Origin of the sequence: Bacillus sp. M6-12 (genome assembly GCF_002860285.1) — a bacterium.
Lineage (GTDB): Bacteria > Bacillota > Bacilli > Bacillales > DSM-1321 > Peribacillus.
This window is the reverse complement of sequence record NZ_PGVF01000014.1, coordinates 214978-235802: the sequence shown is the minus strand read 5'-3', so window position 1 is coordinate 235802 and position 20825 is coordinate 214978. Positions and strand designations below refer to the sequence as shown.

General features: G+C 44.3%; 20 protein-coding genes. 1 reads left to right on the top strand and 19 read right to left on the bottom strand.

What is annotated here, in order from left to right; all coding sequences use genetic code 11:
* Positions 1–32: 32 nt before the first annotated feature.
* From recG to CVD28_RS16295, 3 genes are all read right to left on the bottom strand, one after another.
* Positions 33–2075: an ATP-dependent DNA helicase RecG gene (gene recG, locus CVD28_RS16305; RefSeq protein ID WP_101593727.1), complete on the bottom strand. Its 2043-nt coding sequence runs from the start codon at positions 2073–2075 to the stop codon at positions 33–35.
* Between the two features lie 567 nt (positions 2076–2642).
* Positions 2643–4325, bottom strand: a complete 1683-nt coding sequence (locus CVD28_RS16300) for a DAK2 domain-containing protein (RefSeq protein ID WP_101593725.1) — start codon at positions 4323–4325, stop codon at positions 2643–2645.
* A 15-nt stretch (positions 4326–4340) separates the two neighbouring features.
* Positions 4341–4703: an Asp23/Gls24 family envelope stress response protein gene (locus tag CVD28_RS16295; RefSeq protein WP_101593722.1), complete on the bottom strand. Its 363-nt coding sequence runs from the start codon at positions 4701–4703 to the stop codon at positions 4341–4343.
* A 337-nt stretch (positions 4704–5040) separates the two neighbouring features.
* Between CVD28_RS16295 and rpmB the strand changes: the two genes are divergently transcribed.
* Entirely contained in the window at positions 5041–5229 is a 189-nt protein-coding gene (gene rpmB / locus CVD28_RS16290; RefSeq protein WP_029281412.1) for a 50S ribosomal protein L28, read from the top strand.
* Positions 5230–5400: 171 nt separating this feature from the next.
* Here rpmB and spoVM read toward each other — a convergent pair whose 3' ends face one another.
* The 16 genes from spoVM to CVD28_RS16210 form a co-directional block, all read right to left on the bottom strand.
* The gene (gene spoVM / locus CVD28_RS16285; protein WP_101593720.1) at positions 5401–5481 is read right to left on the bottom strand and encodes a stage V sporulation protein SpoVM; all 81 of its coding nucleotides are present in this window, start codon (positions 5479–5481) and stop codon (positions 5401–5403) included.
* Positions 5482–5581: 100 nt separating this feature from the next.
* Positions 5582–6235, bottom strand: coding sequence for a thiamine diphosphokinase (locus CVD28_RS16280; RefSeq protein WP_101593717.1), 654 nt, complete (start codon positions 6233–6235; stop codon positions 5582–5584).
* Positions 6236–6680: 445 nt separating this feature from the next.
* On the bottom strand, positions 6681–7325 hold the full coding sequence (rpe, locus tag CVD28_RS16275) for a ribulose-phosphate 3-epimerase (protein ID WP_101593715.1): 645 nt from the start codon (positions 7323–7325) through the stop codon (positions 6681–6683).
* Between the two features lie 5 nt (positions 7326–7330).
* Positions 7331–8212 carry a ribosome small subunit-dependent GTPase A gene (gene rsgA / locus CVD28_RS16270; RefSeq protein ID WP_101593713.1) on the bottom strand — a complete coding sequence of 294 codons (882 nt, stop codon included), beginning with the start codon at positions 8210–8212 and terminating at the stop codon, positions 7331–7333.
* A 17-nt stretch (positions 8213–8229) separates the two neighbouring features.
* Complete coding sequence (gene pknB, locus CVD28_RS16265) at positions 8230–10215, bottom strand: Stk1 family PASTA domain-containing Ser/Thr kinase (RefSeq protein ID WP_101593711.1); 1986 nt, start codon at positions 10213–10215, stop codon at positions 8230–8232.
* Between the two features lie 5 nt (positions 10216–10220).
* Entirely contained in the window at positions 10221–10970 is a 750-nt protein-coding gene (locus tag CVD28_RS16260) for a Stp1/IreP family PP2C-type Ser/Thr phosphatase (protein WP_101594231.1), read from the bottom strand.
* A 5-nt stretch (positions 10971–10975) separates the two neighbouring features.
* Entirely contained in the window at positions 10976–12067 is a 1092-nt protein-coding gene (rlmN, locus tag CVD28_RS16255) for a 23S rRNA (adenine(2503)-C(2))-methyltransferase RlmN (protein ID WP_257985890.1), read from the bottom strand.
* 3 nt (positions 12068–12070) lie between these two features.
* Positions 12071–13417, bottom strand: a complete 1347-nt coding sequence (gene rsmB, locus CVD28_RS16250) for a 16S rRNA (cytosine(967)-C(5))-methyltransferase RsmB (protein ID WP_101593709.1) — start codon at positions 13415–13417, stop codon at positions 12071–12073.
* Position 13418: 1 nt separating this feature from the next.
* Positions 13419–14363: a methionyl-tRNA formyltransferase gene (gene fmt, locus CVD28_RS16245; protein WP_101593707.1), complete on the bottom strand. Its 945-nt coding sequence runs from the start codon at positions 14361–14363 to the stop codon at positions 13419–13421.
* Positions 14360–14845: a peptide deformylase gene (gene def, locus CVD28_RS16240; protein WP_219621199.1), complete on the bottom strand. Its 486-nt coding sequence runs from the start codon at positions 14843–14845 to the stop codon at positions 14360–14362. Before def ends, fmt begins: the two co-directional genes overlap by 4 nt.
* Before the next feature lie 14 nt (positions 14846–14859).
* The gene (gene priA / locus CVD28_RS28490) at positions 14860–17274 is read right to left on the bottom strand and encodes a primosomal protein N' (RefSeq protein ID WP_101593701.1); all 2415 of its coding nucleotides are present in this window, start codon (positions 17272–17274) and stop codon (positions 14860–14862) included.
* Positions 17271–18485: a bifunctional phosphopantothenoylcysteine decarboxylase/phosphopantothenate--cysteine ligase CoaBC gene (coaBC, locus tag CVD28_RS16230; RefSeq protein ID WP_101593700.1), complete on the bottom strand. Its 1215-nt coding sequence runs from the start codon at positions 18483–18485 to the stop codon at positions 17271–17273. Before coaBC ends, priA begins: the two co-directional genes overlap by 4 nt.
* Positions 18486–18745: 260 nt before the next feature.
* Complete coding sequence (gene rpoZ, locus CVD28_RS16225; RefSeq protein ID WP_101593698.1) at positions 18746–18961, bottom strand: DNA-directed RNA polymerase subunit omega; 216 nt, start codon at positions 18959–18961, stop codon at positions 18746–18748.
* A gap of 3 nt (positions 18962–18964) precedes the next feature.
* Positions 18965–19579, bottom strand: a complete 615-nt coding sequence (gene gmk / locus CVD28_RS16220) for a guanylate kinase (protein ID WP_101594225.1) — start codon at positions 19577–19579, stop codon at positions 18965–18967.
* 9 nt (positions 19580–19588) lie between these two features.
* Positions 19589–19852 (bottom strand): extracellular matrix/biofilm regulator RemA, encoded by a 264-nt coding sequence (gene remA / locus CVD28_RS16215; protein WP_101593696.1) that lies wholly within the window; start codon positions 19850–19852, stop codon positions 19589–19591.
* A gap of 54 nt (positions 19853–19906) precedes the next feature.
* A complete protein-coding gene (locus CVD28_RS16210) occupies positions 19907–20782 on the bottom strand; it encodes a YicC/YloC family endoribonuclease (RefSeq protein WP_101594222.1) in 876 nt (291 codons plus the stop codon).
* Positions 20783–20825: the final 43 nt, after the last annotated feature.

Genomic DNA, 20825 nt, shown 5'->3' with positions numbered 1-20825 from the left:
CAAAGCCAGATGAAATATATCATATTTTTATTTTAATCGAGTTTTTCGCTGCCCATAGCACCGGACTCCCGCAAATACTCTCTTTGAATTTCGTATTCTGGAGCAGCCCAAAAGCTTTCTGAAGCGATCAATTGAGCGGCATCATTTCTGGCCACTTCCAGAGTTCGATAGTCATGGACCATGTCTGCCACTTTAAACTCAGGAAGCCCGCTTTGTTTTTTTCCAAAAAAGTCACCTGGCCCTCGCAGCTCGAGATCCTTCTCAGATACCACGAAACCGTCATTTGTTTCCGTCATAATCTTCATCCGCTCTTTTCCTGTTTCTGATTTAGGATCGGCAAGCAGGATGCAAAAGGACTGGTCACTGCCTCTCCCTACCCTTCCGCGCAGCTGATGAAGCTGGGCCAGCCCAAAACGTTCAGCGTCATATATTACCATTACAGTAGCATTGGGAACATTAACACCTACCTCAACTACAGTAGTAGATACAAGTACCTGGGCAGTATTTTCGCTGAATTCCTTCATAACCGTTTCTTTTTCCTCGGGATGAAGACGCCCGTGCATCAGGCCTACTTTATACCTCCCATAAAAATACTGGGTCAAGGCAGCATGCACATCAAGCACGTTTTGAAGCTCCAGCTTCTCAGATTCCTCAATCAGTGGACAGATAACATATGCCTGCCTTCCTTTCTGGAGTTCTTTTTCCATAAACGAAAGGACCCGGGGAAGCATTTCCTGCTTGGCCCAATATGTCTCAATCCCTTTGCGGCCTGCAGGCATCTCATCGATGGTTGATACATCCATTTCTCCAAACACGGTTATTGCCAGCGTTCTCGGGATCGGGGTGGCAGTCATAAAAAGAACATCAGGATTCTCCCCTTTTTCTCTGAGTATTCTGCGCTGTTCCACTCCAAATCGATGCTGTTCGTCGGTTATAACCAGCCCAAGCTTTTGAAAATGAACCTCATCCTGAATAAGTGCATGTGTGCCAATCAGGATGTCGATCTCGCCTGCCTTTAACGATTCCAAAAGCTCCCTGCGTTTTTTTCCCTTAATTGAACTTGTCAGCAATGCTGTCTTTAGCCCTGCCGGTTCAAGAAGTCCCTTAAGCGAGGCAGCATGCTGCTCAGCAAGGATTTCTGTCGGGACCATGAGCGCCCCTTGATATCCGGCAGATACCGAAGAGAAAAGGGCAATTGCTGCAACCACGGTTTTGCCTGATCCAACATCCCCTTGAAGCAGCCGGTTCATCCTGTATGGAGATTTCATGTCAGCACTTATTTCATTGACTACCCTTTTTTGGGCAGTGGTTAGTGGAAATGGGAGGCTTTCAATGAATTCCTTTACTTTTGGCAAATTATATTGCTGCTGAATGCCTTTTGTTTCTTCCCTCTGAATCTTTCGAAGCGCCTGCATTTTAAGCTGAAAAAAAAGAAACTCTTCATATACGAGACGTCTTCTTGCCTGTTTTATATCTTGGCCAGATAGCGGGAAATGCATGGAGCGAAGCGCATCCTTCCTCGGTATCAGCTTGTACTCTGTTAAGAAATGATGCGGAATGTTTTCTTTAATTTGCTCACCATATGCCGTAAAGGCGGCTGTGATAAACTTGCGCAAAGTTTTTACTGTCAAATTGCCCTTTGTGGCATAAACCGGTTCAAATTCTTTATCTTTTTTATATGGACCCGCGGAGAATTCATTGGCGGTAATCGTCTGTCTGTTGCGGTCCCATTTACCAGTAACCGTAACAATTTCATTGATTGCCATCTTATTTTTTAAATATGGCTGATTAAAAAAAACAACAGAGACAAGATTTCTGCCGGCAAGAAGCTTGATGGTCAGCCGCGACTTTTTTTTGCCAAAATACATTAACGATGGCTGGCTATGAATCTTGCCTTCCACAGTTACCCTTTCTTCATGCTCAGCATCCTCCAAATCCTTAAGCCGGTAGTCTTCATAGCGGTAAGGAAGATGATCAATAAGGTCGGCCACAGTATAGATATTCATTTCATTCAATGAATTAGCTGTTTCCTCTCCAACTCCTTTTAACGATGTGACCGGATCTTTCATGTTCATGCAGTTCGCCCTTTACATACTAGATTTCTTAACTCTATTATCTCTTAACCGTTTCAATAATTCCAGAAATAACGCAAACGGATGTTCCATTTCCTCCAAAAAAAGGAAACGCTAAATTTTCATTGTTGATTTTGGCACTATGTTGATGTCTAGCTGCAGCGCCCAGCCCCTCGAGGTCATAAGCCAATCACTTCGGAAGGCAAAAAGCGCCTTCTGTCAGCGCTTGTCTTATGCTTGTCGGGGCTGAACAGGGCGCTTTCGCTTTTCTATATTGGATCGGAAGGCACGGGATCCTCGAAAATGCATTCGCATTTCCTTCGTGCGGTGTTTATTCGAGGATGATTATTCAACGTCCTGCGGGAGAAGCGGACCAAGGGAGACCCCGCAGGCGGTAACGCCGAGGAGGCTCCCGGACCTCCACTAGAGCGGCAATCAACAGGAAAGTTTAACAGAGATAAAAAAACTGCTCCATTATACCGAACGCCCTGGAAGAGCCGTATACACTGAATTTACAGTAATACGCTTTACACTTTGGCCGGTACAACGGAACAGCTCGTTTATCGTTTCTTATTCAATTGAAAAAATGAAAGAGTATAACGGCTGTTTCCCGTTGTGAATCTCCACTTCTGCATCTTCAAAGTTTTCATTGGCAAAATCTACAATCGAGTCTACCTCTTCCTGGGTAGCCTCTTCACCATAAAGGATTGTGAGAATTTCAGAATCCTCGTCCATCATTTCCTTCAATAACTCCTTAGCAGCATGAACCTTATCTTTGTTCTTGACGACGATTTTCCCGTCTGCCAGCCCCATGAAGTCTCCCTTTTCAATTTCAAGCCCATCAATGCTTGTATCGCGAACAGCATATGTGATCTGTCCGGTTTTAACATGGCTTAGGGCATCCTTCATTGCTTCAGAATTCCGCTCTGGTTCCGCTGAGGGGTTAAAGGCCAAAAGGGCGCTCATTCCCTGGGGAACAGTTTTGGAAGGAATAACGATAATGTTATCTTCCAGCACATCCGCTGCTTGTTCGGCTGCCATGATAATATTTTTATTGTTTGGCAGAATGATTACATTCTTTGCATTTGTTTCCTTGACTGCAGTAACGATATCCTCTGTGCTTGGATTCATCGTCTGGCCGCCCTCAATCACTGCGTTCGCTCCAATGCTTTTGAAGAGAGATGTGATTCCGGAACCCATCGCAACGGCGACAATGCCGTATTCTGATTTTTCAGCCGCTGCAGGCTTCGCTTCTGTATTTAATTTGGAATGCGTTTCACCAACGATGCTGCTGTGCTGTTCACGCATGTTTTCAATTTTCAGCTTAATCAGGCTTCCATATTTCTGCCCATAGTTTAAGCACTCACCCGGCTGTTCGGAGTGAATGTGAACCTTAACGATCTCGTCGTCAGAAATGACAAGAAGCGAATCTCCGTACTCACTTAGATCGTTTCGGAATTGCTGTTCATTAAATGGCTTTTGTCCAAGCTTTTCGTTTTCAAGCTTTACCATAAATTCGGTGCAATAGCCAAAAACGATATCTTCCGTATTGATATGACCCTGAATATTCATATGATGCTCGGCGCTTACCAGTTCATCCATAGAAGGAGCATTATATTGTGATTCAGGCAGTTTTTCGCCCTTAAGCTCGGCCAGGAATCCTTCATAAACAAGGACCAGGCCTTGTCCGCCGCTATCAACGACGCCAACCTCTTTTAAAACAGGCAATAAATCAGGAGTCCTGTTTAAGGATGCCTTTGCTTCCTTAAGCGTTTCCTCCATGACCATAACGATGTCTTGTTCATTTTTCGCAGCAGCGACAGCCCTCTTTGCAGCATCCTTTGCAACTGTAAGGATCGTTCCCTCAACCGGCTTCATAACCGCTTTATAGGCCGTTTGAACCCCCGCTTCCAAAGCATGAGCAAACTCCTCACTGTTGATTAATGCCTTTTGCTCTATTGATTTGGAAAATCCGCGGAATAATTGCGATAGAATAACGCCCGAGTTTCCGCGAGCACCCATCAGGAGTCCCTTTGACAGGGAAGCCCCAACCTTTCCAATATGTTCCTGTACATTATCCTTTACTTCCTTGGCACCGGAAGTCATGGATAAATTCATATTCGTCCCGGTATCTCCATCCGGAACTGGAAAAACGTTCAGAGCATCCACCATGTTTGCATTAGCTGCAAGATGATTGGCACCCTGGATGATCATTTCAGCAAAACGCTTTCCATTAATACTTGTAATCGACACAAACTTTCCTCCTTACTATGGGTTCGTCACTCGGACTCCCTGAACAAAAATATTTACGGAATCCACAGCCAGTCCAACCGTTTTGTCAAGAATGTACTTTACTTTGGATTGAACATTATGGGCAACCTCTGATATTTTCGTTCCATAGCTTACAATAATGAACATATCGATATGTACTTCGTCGTTTTCCTGGCGAACGATAACACCCTTAGTAAAGTTTTCTCTTCTTAATATTTCCGCGATTCCGTCTTTAAGCTGCTTTTTTGAAGCCATGCCTACAATGCCATAGCAGTCGACAGCAGCACCGCCAGCAACCGTAGCGATAACATCATTTGAGATATCGATCTGACCGAACTTTGTTTTTAATTCGATGGACATATATCGTTCCCCCTTTGGAAATTACTCCATTCCTATAGACATTTTACTATATTGTCATTTTTTTTTAAAGCAAAGATGCAAAACCCGTTCAGACAAGCTTATGGAATTGCTTTTTGAGATTTCCTATTGTTAGTCCGGATGCTCCTTTTGTGGCTGCTGTCTTATTATAAAGCAAGTACTATAGTAATATGTCAAGGCTTTTTTCTTGAAAGCTTAGCACAGAACTATTGCATTCTCCCAGCATGTGTGATAAATTATTAAAGTGTTTTCTAAAGACTCATAAAAGACTTAAGAAGATTGATACTTAAGCTCGCACGTAGTTAGGAGGGAATTTAACATGGCACGTAAATGTGTAATCACTGGAAGAAAAACTCGTTCTGGTAACAGCCGCTCTCACGCAATGAACGCTAGCAAGCGTACATGGGGCGCTAACCTTCAAAAGGTACGTATTTTAGTTGACGGCAAACCTAAGCGTGTATACGTTTCTGCAAGAGCTCTTAAATCAGGCAAAGTAGAACGCGTATAATGCTCCGGCATCCTTGAAAGTAAGGATGCCTTTTTAATTTTTCCGAAAAAGTCCCGACGGAGTGATTGTCAGGCTGTCCAGCAGCGTTTAAAAATAAAAAAACCTGGTGCTTAATAAATAAAAAACACCCATACAGACTGGGTGCTAGGATTACTTATTCAGCTCTTCTCTTTAGTCTTTTTTAAATGCTCCGAGCATGGCGCGAACTAACCCGCCCAGAAATCTTGGCAATTTAATTGTATAAAATTTCATAATGCCCCTCCTCGCAAAATCTCACTTATTTCAATTGTAAGCTTATCAGGAGATACCAAGACATCATAAAGGATGCCTGCCTTCCCTTATAAGCGTGAATTCAATCACGGCTTCTTACCACCAATAATATGCCTTCCGTAAAAGAAAAAGTACCATTGTTTGAAATTAGTTCATTGCTTACACATAGAGAAGAACCCATTTTTATATCCATATTGTCCAAAGGAAATTTAAATCCCTTAAGGGTAATGCCCTTCACTTCCCTTGATACTGGAATAAATGATACATATGGAAACTCAGGCTGCCGTGATATATGGTATGTACCCGGCTTTTTCGCGGTAATTTTGTTCAAACGGTCCACAATATGAATTTCCATTTCATCACTGTCCAGAAGCACCTGCTCTCTCGAGAGAAGCTGAATATTGGCAAACATATGATCAAGCCTGCCCCCTGTTGCGCCAAAAATAAAGATTTTTTCCGGTTTCTGCGACAGTGCCCAGTTAAAAGCAATTTCCATGTCTGTTTCATCTTTTTCAGAAGGCTGGATATCCAGTTCGCCCAGTTGTGCAGTAATTAGGCTTAATTCGTGCTTATTTACAGAATCAAAATCTCCAAAGGCGGTGTGAGGCTTAATTCCTTTTTCAAGCAAAACAAAAACACCGCGGTCGATCCCTGCCCATATTGGTTTGTAAGATTGATAGATGCCTAAATCAGGGAGGAGTTCTGGCGGCCCGCCAGCAACAAGGCAAATAATCATAACAGCACCCTTTCATTATTCGTTATTGCGAAAACGCCCTGTAAGAGCAAGAACGGCTGAGTTCGCAACGTCCTGTGGCAACTCCGTCCTGACCCCGTGGGCCTCGTCTAAGATCGCCAGTGTTGTAACGTAAACCCCGTTACAGCCTTCGTCCTGTGGCAACTCCGGCACTAGCACGTCTTTACAAAGCTAACGTTTTAGTTCTTGCGATGAATCGCTTCCGCAGTGTTCCTTGTCCAATGCGTCTGGACTATATTTTCCTACGGAAAAAAAGTTGCTGGGCGCTGAAGCTAGACATCAGTACTTGTTAAAATAGTTATAACTCTGTAATTCGGCAGAAAACCCCGCCATTCAACCGTTCTCCGGCGTATGGCAGGGTCTTTTTTATGGCGGCGAAAGCTTTTCCGCAGCCTTTGCCGCCACTTTGCCAAGCTCTTATCGTTTTCTAATTTCCCCGGATTTTTTCGATTGCAGCCTTACGGTCAGTTTCATTGAACACCGCTGATCCTGCAACGAGGACAGTTGCTCCCTGCTCAGCACAAAGCTGGGCTGTTTCAGAGTTAACGCCGCCATCCACTTCTATTTCCAGCTGAAGGCCTTTGGCATCTGCCAATTCCTTAACTTCTCCTATTTTCGGCAATACGGCAGAAATAAATTTCTGTCCGCCAAATCCAGGATTTACAGACATCAGCAGCACCATGTCCAGGTCATCGATAATGTTCTGAATCGATGAAACAGGGGTAGCCGGATTTAAAACTGCACCTGCCTTCACGCCTAATGATTTAATAAGCTGAATCGTCCTGTGCAAATGGGTGCATGCTTCGACGTGAACCGTGATGTAATCTGCCCCAGCCTTTGCAAAAGCCTCTATATACCGGTCCGGATTTTCAATCATCAGATGAACGTCAAGCGGAAGCTTTGTTATGGGGCGTATCGCCTCAACAATCAAAGGACCAATGGTGATGTTCGGCACAAAATGCCCGTCCATTACGTCAACATGTATATAGTCGGCACCGCCATTTTCCACATCGCGAATTTCCTCTCCCAAACGTGAAAAATCAGCTGATAATATGGAAGGTGCAATCTTCATCCTATTTAATACCTCGGCTTTCTCTCTCTGATTTCTTCTAAAAATTGAATATAGTGACTGTACCGATAGTCAGGAATTGCTCCCTCGTCGACCGCTGCTTTAACAGCGCATTTTGGTTCTTTGTCATGGAGGCATCCTCTGAATTTGCACGACTCCCCGGTTTTATGAATTTCCGGAAAACAGTATGAAAGCCGTTCGGCTTCGATTTCAAGAAATTCCAGAGAACTAAATCCCGGAGTATCGGCCACGAGACCTGTTCCAACATGAATTAATTCCACATGTCTCGTTGTATGCTTTCCCCTGCCAAGATGTGTAGAAATATCGTTAGTTTTGAGCTCCAGCTCCGGGTTAATTGCATTAAGCAGAGAGGACTTCCCAACCCCTGATTGGCCGGCAAACACGCTGATTTTATTCTCCAGTAAAGGGAGGAGTCTTTCCGTGCCATCTGAAGTAACAGATGATGTAGCAATAACCGTATATCCCATTGCTTCATAATCCGTAATATACTGGTCAAGCTCATTTATACTGCTGGATGGTGCCAGGTCCATTTTGCTGATCACGATGATTGGTTCAATCTCATTATCTTCGATGAGCACCAAAAATCTGTCAAGCAGTGCAGTGCTAAAGTCCGGTTCAACGGCTGAGAAAACAAGAATAGCTTGATCCACGTTTGCAATTGGCGGCCTGACCAATTCATTTTTTCTATCGTTCACTTCCATGATGTAACCATCTGTAATGTTTTCAGCCTGATACTCGACACTGTCCCCTACCAGAGGGGTAACTTTATTCTTGCGGAACACGCCTCTTCCCCTGCATTGAACAATCTTTTCTCCATCCAAAACATAATAGAAACCGCTCAGAGCTTTAATAATTTTGCCTGAAGGCATAGCATCACTCCTTGTTATTAATCATTCGGATATGGAACAGGCTCTTCAAGAATTACTTTATTGTCCCTAATTACTTTATAGGACGCTGTTTTACCCGGTGCTATTGTAAAAGTCAGCGTTCTTTTTGCAGTATCCATTATAAAAAAGCTTTCTATTGGTGCAGGAGAAGTGCGAATCATATCTTCGATGAATATTTGCACTTCCTGCGGCTCCCCGGGAGTCTCAGGGGCATAGTCTATCGTAATCTCCCTTGTTGTCTGCTTTGGAAGCTCCTGTTTTCCCTTCGAAAGCACTACCCTGACTGTGCTTCCTTTATTAATTTTAGCATAAGCATCTGGCGACTGGCTGATAACCTGGCCTACAGGAATTGTATCGCTGTATTCTTCCTTATCTATTACAATATTTATTCCAGCCTCATCTTCATAATCATCAAGACTCTTTTTTGTGTACTCCTTCAAATCCTTTAGGGTTATTTTATCAGCACCTTTGCTGATCACTAATTCAAGTACAGTTTCAGATGGCACTACTTCACTTCCTGGAGAAGGCGATTGTTCCAGGATTGTGCCAGGCTCACTTTCATCGCTGAATTCTTCAGTCAAATCAATATCTTTAAATCCAATTTCCTCAAGGTTAGGCTGAATCGTTTCAAATAGTCGCTCACGGTAATCCGAAAGTTCTATTTTTTCCTTTCCAATACTGCGGTAAATATCAATGTTCTGACCTTCCTTAACAAGCTTTCCCGCTTCAGGGTCTGTCTTTATCACCGCTCCATCCGGGATTTCTTCATCTTCAAGCTTATGAGTCTCCCCAATTTCAAAACCTGCACCCATTAAAGTAGTAATGGCATCATCCAGGTCCTCTCCCCTTACCTCAGGCACTTCAATCTCATCAGGCCCGAGGATCTGGGGAAATACAGTCACGGTAAGGATGCTGAGCGTTAACAGTAGCGAAAAAATAGTTATTAAAATAATCGCCAGTTTCTTGCCTTTTTTCTTGCTTTTTTGGGCAGAACCTTTCTTTTTTTCCTTTGGCTGAGACTGTTCAGTTTTGATAACTGTCACCCTGTCAGGATCCCTGATGATGGTTTCTTCCCTTGGAGGCACATTATCATTCGTTATTATTGGGATCGCTTTTGTTGCTTCTTCATCCTCAGGAATGATGAACGGCCTTTCGTTCATCCGTTCGGGCTGCAGAGCTGTTCGTATATCATCTTCCATTTCATCTACACTGTCGTATCTGTAATAGGAATCCTTTGCCGTCGCTTTTAAGATGATATTTTCCACGCTCTGCGGGATTTCCGGATTCCAGCGGCGGGGAGAAGGCGTTTCGGATTGGAGATGCTTCAATGCAATAGAAACGGCAGATTCTCCAGAAAAGGGCAGCCTCCCGGTAATAATTTCAAACACAACAATCCCAAGCGAGTATATATCAGATTTCTTATTCGCCATTCCTCCCCTGGCCTGTTCAGGAGACAGATAATGGACAGAACCCAGTACGGCGTTCGTCTGGGTGATGCTTGTTGCACTCAATGCCATGGCAATACCGAAATCTGTGATTTTCACATTGCCATGATCATCTATTAATATATTTTGCGGCTTAATATCCCTATGGATGATTCCATTATGGTGGGCGTGGGAAATTGCAGCCGTAATCTGCTTCATAATATCAATCGCTTTTTCCATTGGGATTGGATAAGCTTTTTGTATGTACTGCTTTAATGTAAGGCCTTTAACATATTCCATGACGATGTAGTAAATGTCCTTCTCCTCACCGACATCATATATGCTGACAATATTGGGATGAGCCAAAGAGGTCGCAGATTGCGCTTCCCGGTTAAAGCGTTTTATAAATTCTTCATCATTGGAAAAATCCATCCGCAAAATTTTCAGGGCAACCTCACGTTCAAGGATCATATCCTGCGCAAGGTATACGTTCGCCATTCCGCCTCCGCCTACCATGTCAATAATTTTATAGCGGCCGCTGATTCTCTTTCCTATCAGCATCAGTATCACCCGCCTTCACTTTCATTGAAAAATTCCACAAGGACAAGGGTGATATTATCTTCGCCTCCATGTTCATTGGCCAGTTCAACCAGCTGGTCTGCTTTTTGTTCCATATTGCCGCCGCTGGTAATCACATCCAGCATTTCTGATTGGGATACTTTGTTTGATAGGCCATCAGAACAAAGCAGCAGCAGGTCACCTTCTTCAAATCCGATTGTTATCGTATCCATGACAACATTCGTTTCTGTACCTAAAGCTCTTAGAAGGACGTTTTTACGGGGGTGGTTTTCCGCGTCTTCTTTCGATATTTGACCTGACCTGACAAGTTCGTTGACTAGTGAATGATCTTCGGTGATTTGTTTGAATCCGCTTTCGTTATATAGATAGCAGCGGCTGTCGCCAATGTTGGCTACTGTGGCAAAACGGTCAGTACAAATAGCAGCCACGATAGTTGTCCCCATGCCATTGCATTCCGTGTTATTTGCAGAATGGTTAAATAATAGCTTGTTAACATGGACAATATTGTCACGGAGCCACATTTCCGCATCATCCGGTGTCTCGATCGGCCCAGTTTCTGCCCAACGGTCCTGGAGTTCTTTTACCGTCATGGCGCTTGCGACGTCACCAGCACGGTGCCCGCCCATGCCATCTGCAACGATGGCTAGGCGAACTCCTTTTGAACCTATAAAGATTCCTCCGTTATCTTCATTATGCTGGCGGACCTTGCCACGGTCACTTTTAAAAATAGCCTTCATAGCTTTCACCTCGTCTCTTCTTTACGCTCCTTTGCCCGGAGCTGACCGCAGGCCGCTTCAATATCATGGCCCTGCTCCCTGCGGATGGTCACATTAATGCCGCGCTTTTTAAGCGTTTTTTCGAATTCGAAAATTTGCTCACGAGGTGTTCTGACATAGTTGCGTTCGGGCACATAGTTTACTGGTATTAAGTTAACATGGCATTTTAAGTCTTTTATCAGTGCTGCCAGTTCTTCAGCATGTTCGACCTGGTCATTGACACCGCCAAAAAGCCCGTATTCAAAGCTGATTCTTCTGCCGGTCTTATTTGTATAATATTTAACCGCTTCAATAAGCTCAGGGAGCTTGTATGCCCGGTTTATCGGCATCAGTCTGCTTCGAAGCTCCGTATTTGGTGCATGAAGCGAGATCGCAAAATTAATCTGCATGTTTTCATCGGCAAATTGATAAATTTTCGGGATAATTCCACTTGTAGAAACGGTAATGTGGCGTGCTCCAATATTTAAGCCTTTTTCATGATTAATCGTTTTTAAGAAAGAAAGCATGGAATCATAATTATCAAATGGCTCGCCAATACCCATAATTACGACAGAACTTACGCGTTCATCTGTTTCATCAAGTGCTTGTTGTACATTTACGACCTGAGCAACGATTTCTCCTGCTTCCAGGTTTCTTTTTAATCCTCCAAGTGTGGATGCACAGAAGGTACAGCCAATCCGGCACCCGACTTGAGTAGTAACACAGACGGAGTTACCGTAGTCATGGCGCATGAGTACCGTTTCAATCGAATAGCCGTCATGCAGCTCAAATAAAAATTTTATTGTTCCGTCACTAGAAGTATGCTTAATCAGCGTCTTTAGGGTCGTGATGGTAAAATCATGAGCCATTTTGTTCCGAAGATCCTTTGAAAGGTTGGACATATCCTCAAAGCTTGCTGCACGTTTTTTATAAAGCCAATCAAAAATCTGCTCAGCCCGAAATGGCTTCTCATCATTGTCTTTCATCCAATCCTTTAGCTCATGAAGCTCGAGCGAATAAATGGACCGTTTTTTCTCTTCCTTTGCGGCTGTTGTCTGTTCAATTGTTTTTTCTTCCAATTATTACACCTTCTTTCTGAAGCAAGCAATATAAAAACCATCACTGCCAAAATCCTGGGGGAAAATTTGTATTGTATGCTGGTTTACAAATGGCTGTACTTCTTGTGGCATGCGGTTCGCAAGGGATAAATCCGGTTCAAAATCCGGATGGGCACTAAGGAAGGCTTCAGCAACCCTGTCATTTTCTTCCTTATCAACCGTACATGTACTATAAACTAATATTCCTTCCCTTTTTAAAAGTGGTGCAGACGCCTCAAGCAATGTTTGCTGAATGCTTGAAAGCCTCGTAATGTCATTTTCTGTTTTTGTATACTTCAAATCAGGCTTGCGGCGCATTACACCTAAACCAGAACATGGTGCATCAACAAGAACTTTATCAAATGTTTCCTGTTCAAATAGTTCTCCGGCCTTCCGGCTATCGGTTGCACGAGTTTCAATATTATTTAACTGCAGGCGTTCAGCCTGTTCTGCGACCAATTTAACTTTGTGCTCATGAAGATCAAGGGCTATCACTTTACCTGCGGATAGGCCTTCTGCAATATGAGTCGTCTTTCCGCCGGGCGCCGAACAGCTGTCTAAAACAAGATCATCTCCTTTAGCGCCAAGGGCATAAGCAACCAGCATCGAGCTTTCATCCTGGATCGTTAAAAAGCCTTCCTTATACGCATGGGAGTGGGCGAGATTTCCCTTCAGGCACCTGACCGCTTCATGGATGACCGGGCTGGGTTCAACAAAGAAGCCCTCTTCCTCAAGGCGGGAGATCAGCTCTTTCCTTGATAAAATCGTTTTATTAACTCGGGCAGTCTGCACAGGGGCATGCAAATTCAGCTCACACATAGCCTCTGTCTTTTCATAGCCAAACTGTTTAATCCAGCGCCTTACAAGCCAGGTTGGATGACTTGTTGTAATAGCAAGTCTTTCGGCGTCATCTTTAATTTCATCCAGGGATGGCAGACCTTTACGCTGGATATTTCTTAATACCCCGTTTACCATCGCAGCTATCCCTTTATGGCCTCGTTTTTTCGCAATTTCGACTGCCTCAAACAAAATTGCATGATCCGGAATTTTATCCAGAAAGGCCATCTGGTAGACAGACAGGCGAAGGAGAATAGTAACCCAGCCCTCAATTTTTTTTCCGGTCCCGAGAAATGGTTCAAGAAAATAATCAAGCGTCATCTTCCGCTGTAAAGTACCGTATGTTAATTCAGTAAGCAGCCCGCTGTCTGCTTGTGAAAGTTTATACTTATTAATGGTGGTATTCAAGAGTAAATTGCTGTATGATTGATTCTTTTCAACAGATTGGAGAATATCCAACGCAATTTCCCGAATTCCTTTTTTCTTTGACGCCATTCTATTCACCCAACTTCCAGCCGGTTTCAATATTAGCACCGGCTCCGCGTAAGTAATCCTTCACACTCATTCGTTTCTTCCCGGCAGGCTGGAGCTCGGAAATGATAACCGCGGTTGAGTTTCCGGTTTTAACTTTAATTCCATCTTCAAGCAGGCCGATTATTTCACCGGGTGCTCCATTGCTGCTTGCTTCTCTCTTTTTGGCACCCCACACCTTAATCACATCTCCATTTAAGGAAGTATAAGCTACCGGCCAAGGGTTCAGGCCGCGAATCTGATTGTATATTTCTTCACCAGGTTTACTCCAGTCAATTTTTTCCTGTTCCCGTTTTATATTAGGAGCAAAAGTTGCCTGCTCATGGTTCTGCGGGATAGGAATAAGCTCCCCCTTTAAAAGAGATGGAAGGGTTTGAGCCAGCAGATCGGAACCCAGTGCACTAAGCTTTTCAAACAGTGTGCCGGTTGTATCGTCGTCTTCAATCGGGATTTCTGCCTGTGTCAGGATATCCCCTGCATCCAGCTTTTCAGCCATATACATAATCGTGATTCCTGTTTTCTCTTTCCCCTGTAAAATGGCGTAATGAATTGGAGCACCGCCGCGCAGCTCCGGAAGCAATGAAGCGTGTACGTTAATGCAGCCAAATTTAGGGGCTTCAAGCAATTGGTTCGGCAGTATTTGGCCAAAAGCTGCTGTTACAACAAGATCGGGATTCAAGTCAAGGATAGAGGCCAATTCCTGTTGGTTGCGGATCTTTTCGGGCTGAAAAACCGGAATACTGTGTTTTTCAGCTTCCACCTTAACTGGAGGAGGGGTCAGCACCCTTTTCCTGCCAACAGGACGGTCCGGCTGCGTTACAACTCCAACAACTTCATAGCCCTCCGCAATTATTCTTTGAAGCACCGGGACAGAAAAATCCGGAGTCCCCATAAAGACGATTTTTGTCATTCTTCTTCATACCTTTCCAACTCTTCTTCTGTTAAATAAGCAGTAACTTTAGAGGTAAACAGAACGCCATTCAAGTGATCAATTTCATGCTGGATAGCCCTGGCCAGAAAATCTTCGGCGCCTAGCTCAAAAAAACGCCCTTTCCGGTCTTGAGCCCGAATTTTCACAAAATAAGGCCTTGAAACCTCTCCATATATTCCAGGAAAGCTTAAGCATCCTTCCGGTCCCGATTGCTCCCCGTCTGTCTTTAGTATTTCCGGGTTTATCATTTCAATGATTCCACTCTCTTCGCCGATATCAACAACCGCTATTTGTTGGCTTACTCCAACCTGAGGGGCAGCGAGCCCGACTCCATCGGCCGCAACCATGGTCTCATACATATTGTCTAACAGTTTTGCCAATTTCTTATCAAAACTTGCCACTTTCAAACATCTTTGTTCCAGAACCTTGTCTGGATACATCACAATGGGTAAAATAGCCAAATTAGTATTTCTCCTTACATCATCATCTGCGGATTTAAATCGATTGCAATTTGCAGCTGGCCCTGCGCTGTTTCCTGCTGGAAATTGTTTGTGATATTTTTCAGCAGCATGTTCAGGTCCGGTTCCCGCTTGTATTTTATCAAACATTGATATCTATATCTATTTTTCACCCGGCTGACCGGTGAGGCGACAGGCCCTAGGAGGATTGCCTGCTGGCTCAGGTTTGAACGCAGGTACTTCGTTATTTTTTCTGTGACCGAAACAGTTTTCATTAAATCCTCATGGGATACCGTAACCAGGGCTAAGTAAAAATAGGGAGGATAATGGTTGATCCTTCTAATATTCATTTCCCTATCAAAGAAAGCATCGTAGTCCTGCCGGCCCGCGAGTTCAATGCTATAGTGCTCTGGCGTATATGTCTGTATGACCACCTCGCCCTTAAGCTGATGCCGGCCAGCCCTGCCGCTGACCTGGGTAAGCAGCTGGAAGTTTTTTTCCGAGGCACGGAAATCTGGGAGATGAAGCATCGTATCCGCGGATAAAACCCCTACTAGCGTTATATTCGGAAAATCAAGCCCCTTAGCAATCATCTGGGTTCCAAGCAATATATCGGCTTTTCCTTCCTGAAAAGCGTTCAGCAGGCGTTCATGGGACCCTTTCTTACTAGTCGTGTCCACATCCATACGGATGACTCTTGCATGTGGCAGAATCTTCCCCAGCTCTTCTTCTACCTTTTCGGTACCAGTACCAAAAAAACGGATATGGTCACTGCCGCATTCAGGGCAGACAGACGGCATCCCCTCTTCATGCCCGCAGTAATGGCACTTTAACGAATGGCTGCTGCGGTGGTAAGTGAGAGAAATATCGCAATCAGTACAATTTATAACAACTCCGCAGCTTCTGCACATTACAAATGATGAGTGCCCGCGCTTATTGAGGAAAAGTACAGTTTGTTCCCCTTTGGCTAGTCTGTCCTCCAGTTTGGCAAAAAGAGATTCAGAGAACATGGAGCGGTTACCAGTCCGCAGTTCTTCCCGCATATCAACAATTTCTACAGAGGGCAGCGTGCTGTTTCCCATGCGTTTTGTCAGCGAAAGCAGTTTGTATACATCCTTTTGCGCTCTGGCGAAAGATTCAAGCGATGGGGTGGCACTTCCGAGGATAACGGGACAGCTATGGGACAGCCCTCTTTGGATCGCAACATCCCGCGCATGGTAGCGGGGCGGTTCCTCTTGTTTGTAGCTCCCCTCATGCTCTTCGTCAATCACGATAAGACCAAGGTTTTGGAATGGCGCAAAGACAGCCGACCTGGCGCCTACTACAACCTTGACCTCCATGCGATGTATTTTTCGCCACTCATCATATTTTTCTCCTACGGATAGACCGCTGTGAAGTACAGCCACCTGATTACCGAATCGCTCCTTAAACCGTTTTACCGTTTGGGGTGTGAGCGAAATTTCCGGTACAAGCATAATCGCTTCCTTGCCATTTTGAATAACTTTATCAATAGCCTGGAGGTAAATCTCTGTTTTGCCGCTTCCTGTAACACCATATAGAAGGAAGATTTCATGTTTTGCCGCTTCAACAGCGGCATTGATTGGCTCCAGCGCAACTGCCTGCTCATCGGTCAAACAAAAGGCGCTCGTTTGTTTAAAATTGCGGTTCTCATAAGGGTCACGGTAGGTTTCTTCATCATATTCTGCCAGCATGCCTTTATCTGCAAGTGCCTTTACCGATGCAGCTGTAGAATGGACGGATTCCAGCAGCTGTTTCAATGGAAGGGCCTCGGGGGCGTATAAAAAATGTTCGAGTATTTGCCGCTGTTTTTTTGCGGAGGCCGAAAGGGAACGGAGTGCCTCTGTCAGCTCCTCCTTGTTCATTAAGGGCTTAACATAGCGGATCGTTTTTTTGTTCATCCGGTTTTTCACATAATAAACAACTTCCAGATTCCCCAGTTGAACTTCTCTCTGGATCAGTGAAAGCTTACCGGCCTCAAGCACTTCTTTCCAAGGCATTATTTTCCTCTGCTTAAAAAGGGACTGGACATCTTCGTGCAGCCTTTCATATGCATCTTCATTGGTAAGCTCGATATTTTTTTCATATTTGGCTTTCATAGCAGCCGGCAGCATTGCTTGCAGCGCCGAGACCTTGAAGCTAAGCGTTTGTTCAGTCATCCAGTCGCCCAGCTGTAGAAGCTCAGCATTTAAAACCGGCTCTAAATCCATCGGCTCTTTAATTTCTCTCAGTTTTTTAAAGTCCGAGCTTTCTTTTAACCCTGTCACGAAGCCCTGAACCATTCTTGGGCCAAAAGGTACAACCACCCTTATCCCGGGGCGGACTATGTTTTGCCACTTTTCCGGAATGGAATAATCAAATTCCCTATCTGTTTGCTTGGCAGGAACGTCAACAATGACTGAAGCAATGCTCATGAACGATCATTCCCGGTCAATATTTCAGTTACCTTGTCAAGGATTACTTTCGCAACTTCCCTTTTGCTCATTTGCGGAAGTTCCAGTTTACTGCCATCCTTTTTATAAATCGTCACAATATTGGTATCTGTGCCAAAGCCGGCTCCAGAGACAGTAACGTTATTGGCTACTATCATGTCTGCATTTTTTCTTTGCAGCTTTCCAATAGCATACTCATCCAGTTTTTCCGTTTCTGCAGCAAATCCCACCAGCACCTGATGCTGTTTTTCCATACCTAGTGCACTTAGGATATCCTTTGTCCGTTCAAGTTCAATGGCATGGCTGCCAGGCTGCTTTTTAACCTTTTGTTCATGGTAAACTGCTGGTGTATAATCGGCTACTGCAGCTGTTTTAATAACGGCATCCGCTGTAGGGAATTCCTTCATTACTTCCTTAAACATCTCAGCCGCCGATTCAACTTTCACAAGGGTAACCCCCTGAGGGGCAGGAATATTGACCGGTCCCGATATCAGAGTCACCACTGCACCCATTGCAGCTGCCTCCCCAGCCAGTGCATAGCCCATTTTGCCGGTACTATGGTTGGAAATAAACCGGACTGGATCGATTTTTTCCCTCGTCGGTCCCGCCGTAATTATGATACTTTTTCCCGTTAATGGTTTCGCTTTTGATCCTGAAAAATAATCTGCCAATTTTGCTGCAATTGTCTCCGGCTCCTCTAGACGTCCTTTGCCCACATAGCCGCATGCAAGATATCCCTCAGATGGCTCAAGGAATTCATAGCCGAACTCTTTTAAAAGGTTCATGTTCCGCTGCACAGCGGGATGGCTGTACATGTGGACATTCATCGCAGGAGCAACCCAGACAGGTGCGGTCGCTGCAAGCAGGGTTGTCGTGATCATATCATCGGCAATGCCATTTGCCAGCTTTCCGATCACATTAGCAGTTGCCGGTGCCACCAAGATCAGGTCTGCCCAGTCGGCAAGGTCTATATGTGAAATGACTTCCGGATCTTTTTCATCAAAGGTGTCTGTATATACATCGTTTCGTGAAAGTGACTGAAACGTCAAAGGTGTCACAAATTTCTGCGCGGAATCGCTCATGATCACTTTAACCGCGGCTCCAGCTTGTGTCAGTTTGCTTGTTAGTGCCGCCGCTTTATAAACGGCGATTCCCCCTGTAACGCAAAGCAATATTTTTTTATCATTAAGCATGTATATTCCTCCAGCCTATTTTCCTTATTACATTATGAAGGATTGTCCGCTTTTTTTCACCTAATTACAATCTTCATGCCTGAGGGCTGATAATGCCTTCCATACTTTATTACAAAAGCCTTTATCCATATGGCTTTCCTTAAGATTACAATCAAAAATCCTTGCCATAAAAGAATGACAAGGATTTTTGCTGTTTGCGGATAAGAAAGTATGGAACGTAAATTTTAAAAATTATCGGCTTACTTTCTTGTCCCGGTAAATTAGGATTCCTTTTTTTCGTCGAAGGAATTTGTGTACTTCAGGATTCCTGAATGAATTTCTTCCAGCGCCTGCCCCACAAATTTATGGGAAACTGGCTTATCAAGCTTTGTTGGAGTTTTATCCTGCATCGTTCTTGCACGTTTAGCGGCAACAGATACAAGCGAATATTTTGAGTCAATTTTTTCAAGTAAAGAATCAATGGATGGATATAACATTTATCAATCAACCTCCAGCATTTTTTTGTAACGTATAGCAACTCTTTCGCGGCGGCAATGCTCTGCAACAATGATGGCGTTTATGCGATGGCAGGCATTTTCTACCCTATCATTTTCCACTACATAATCATATAAATCCATTAATTCGATTTCATCCTTTGCCGCCTGCATCCTTTGGCCAATTAAATCCTCAGATTCAGTTCCTCGTGTGACTATCCGGTTTTTCAATTCCGAAAGACTTGGGGGAGCAAGGAAAATAAACAGCCCCTCAGGGAATTTCTCACGCACCTGGCTGGCGCCTTGTACTTCTATTTCCAGGAAAACATCCTTACCGGCATCAAGCGTCTCACGGACATAATCTACAGGAGTTCCATAATAATTGCCCACAAATTCAGCATACTCCAGCAGTTTGCCTTGCTCAATTAAAGCTTCAAACTCTTCGCGGGATTTAAAAAAATAATCTACTCCGTCAACTTCGCCTTCGCGGGGTTTACGAGTGGTCATTGAAATCGAATATTCAAAAGCTGTATCCGGCTGGCAGAATATCTGTTTGCGAACAGTTCCTTTCCCAACACCGGAGGGGCCTGACAACACAATTAATAATCCTTTTTCCACCATTTTGTTCACCTATCCCTCATCCACACTTTCATCACGATCATGAAGGCGGGCAGCCACTGTTTCTGGCTGGACTGCCGACAAAATCACATGGTCGCTGTCTGTAATGATTACGGCCCTCGTCCTTCGTCCGTAAGTCGCATCAATCAATGAGCCCCGGTCCCGGGAGTCCTGAATGATCCTTTTAATCGGAGCCGATTCCGGACTCACGATCGATACAATCCGGTTAGCGGAAACGATATTCCCAAAACCGATGTTAATCAGCTTGATAGACATCTTTGTCCCCCAATCAAATTCTATTGTGGCCTTTATGCTAAAACCATAATCAGATTACTCGATATTTTGTACTTGCTCCTTCATCTTTTCGAGCAGGCTCTTCATTTCAACAACCTCTTTTGTGATTTTTGAGTCGTTCGCCTTTGAACCGATGGTATTGACCTCCCGGTTCATTTCCTGGACAAGGAAATCAAGCTTACGTCCTATTGGCTCATGCAGTTCAAGCGTTTCATGAAACTGAATAACATGGCTCTCCAGCCGGGTAAGTTCTTCACTTATATCTGCTTTATCGGCAAATATGGCTGCTTCTGTAAGCAGCCTGTTTTCATCGACTGAACCCGCAAGGAAATCATTTAGCTTCCCTGCAAGCCGTTCCCCATACTGTTTGGAAACCACGGGGGCATAGTCAGCCAGACTGGCAATCGAACCAGTAATTTTGTGCAGATGGCTCCTCAAATCATTTGCAAGGAGAATACCCTCCTGCATTCTCATCTGAAGCAGAGCTTCAAGCGCATCAGTAACAGCAGCAAGCAAAATCGTTTCTGCTTCCTCATTCTGTGCTTCCTTTTCTTCGACAGTGAAAATATCGTTTATATGTAAAAGGTCCTCGATTGCAGCTTTTGCATTAAGTCCATATCTTTCCTGCGCCTGGCTTGCAATCTCAAAATATTGATCTGCCAGCTTCCAGTCTATCTTGAGGTTTCGAGTTACAAGGCCTTCACCCTCAACGGTGACGAAAATATCCGCCCGTCCTCTTCTTATGTATTGATTGGCAGTTTTTTTTATTCTTTCTTCGAGCATCAAGAACTGCCGCGGCATTCGGATATTATACTCGCTAAATCTGTGGTTTACTGTTTTCATTTCTACAGTAATAATCAGGGAATCACTTTCCGCTTTTCCCCGGCCGTATCCGGTCATACTCACTGCCATGACATACCACATCCCATCCATCATCTTTTTGAGACTCGGAATA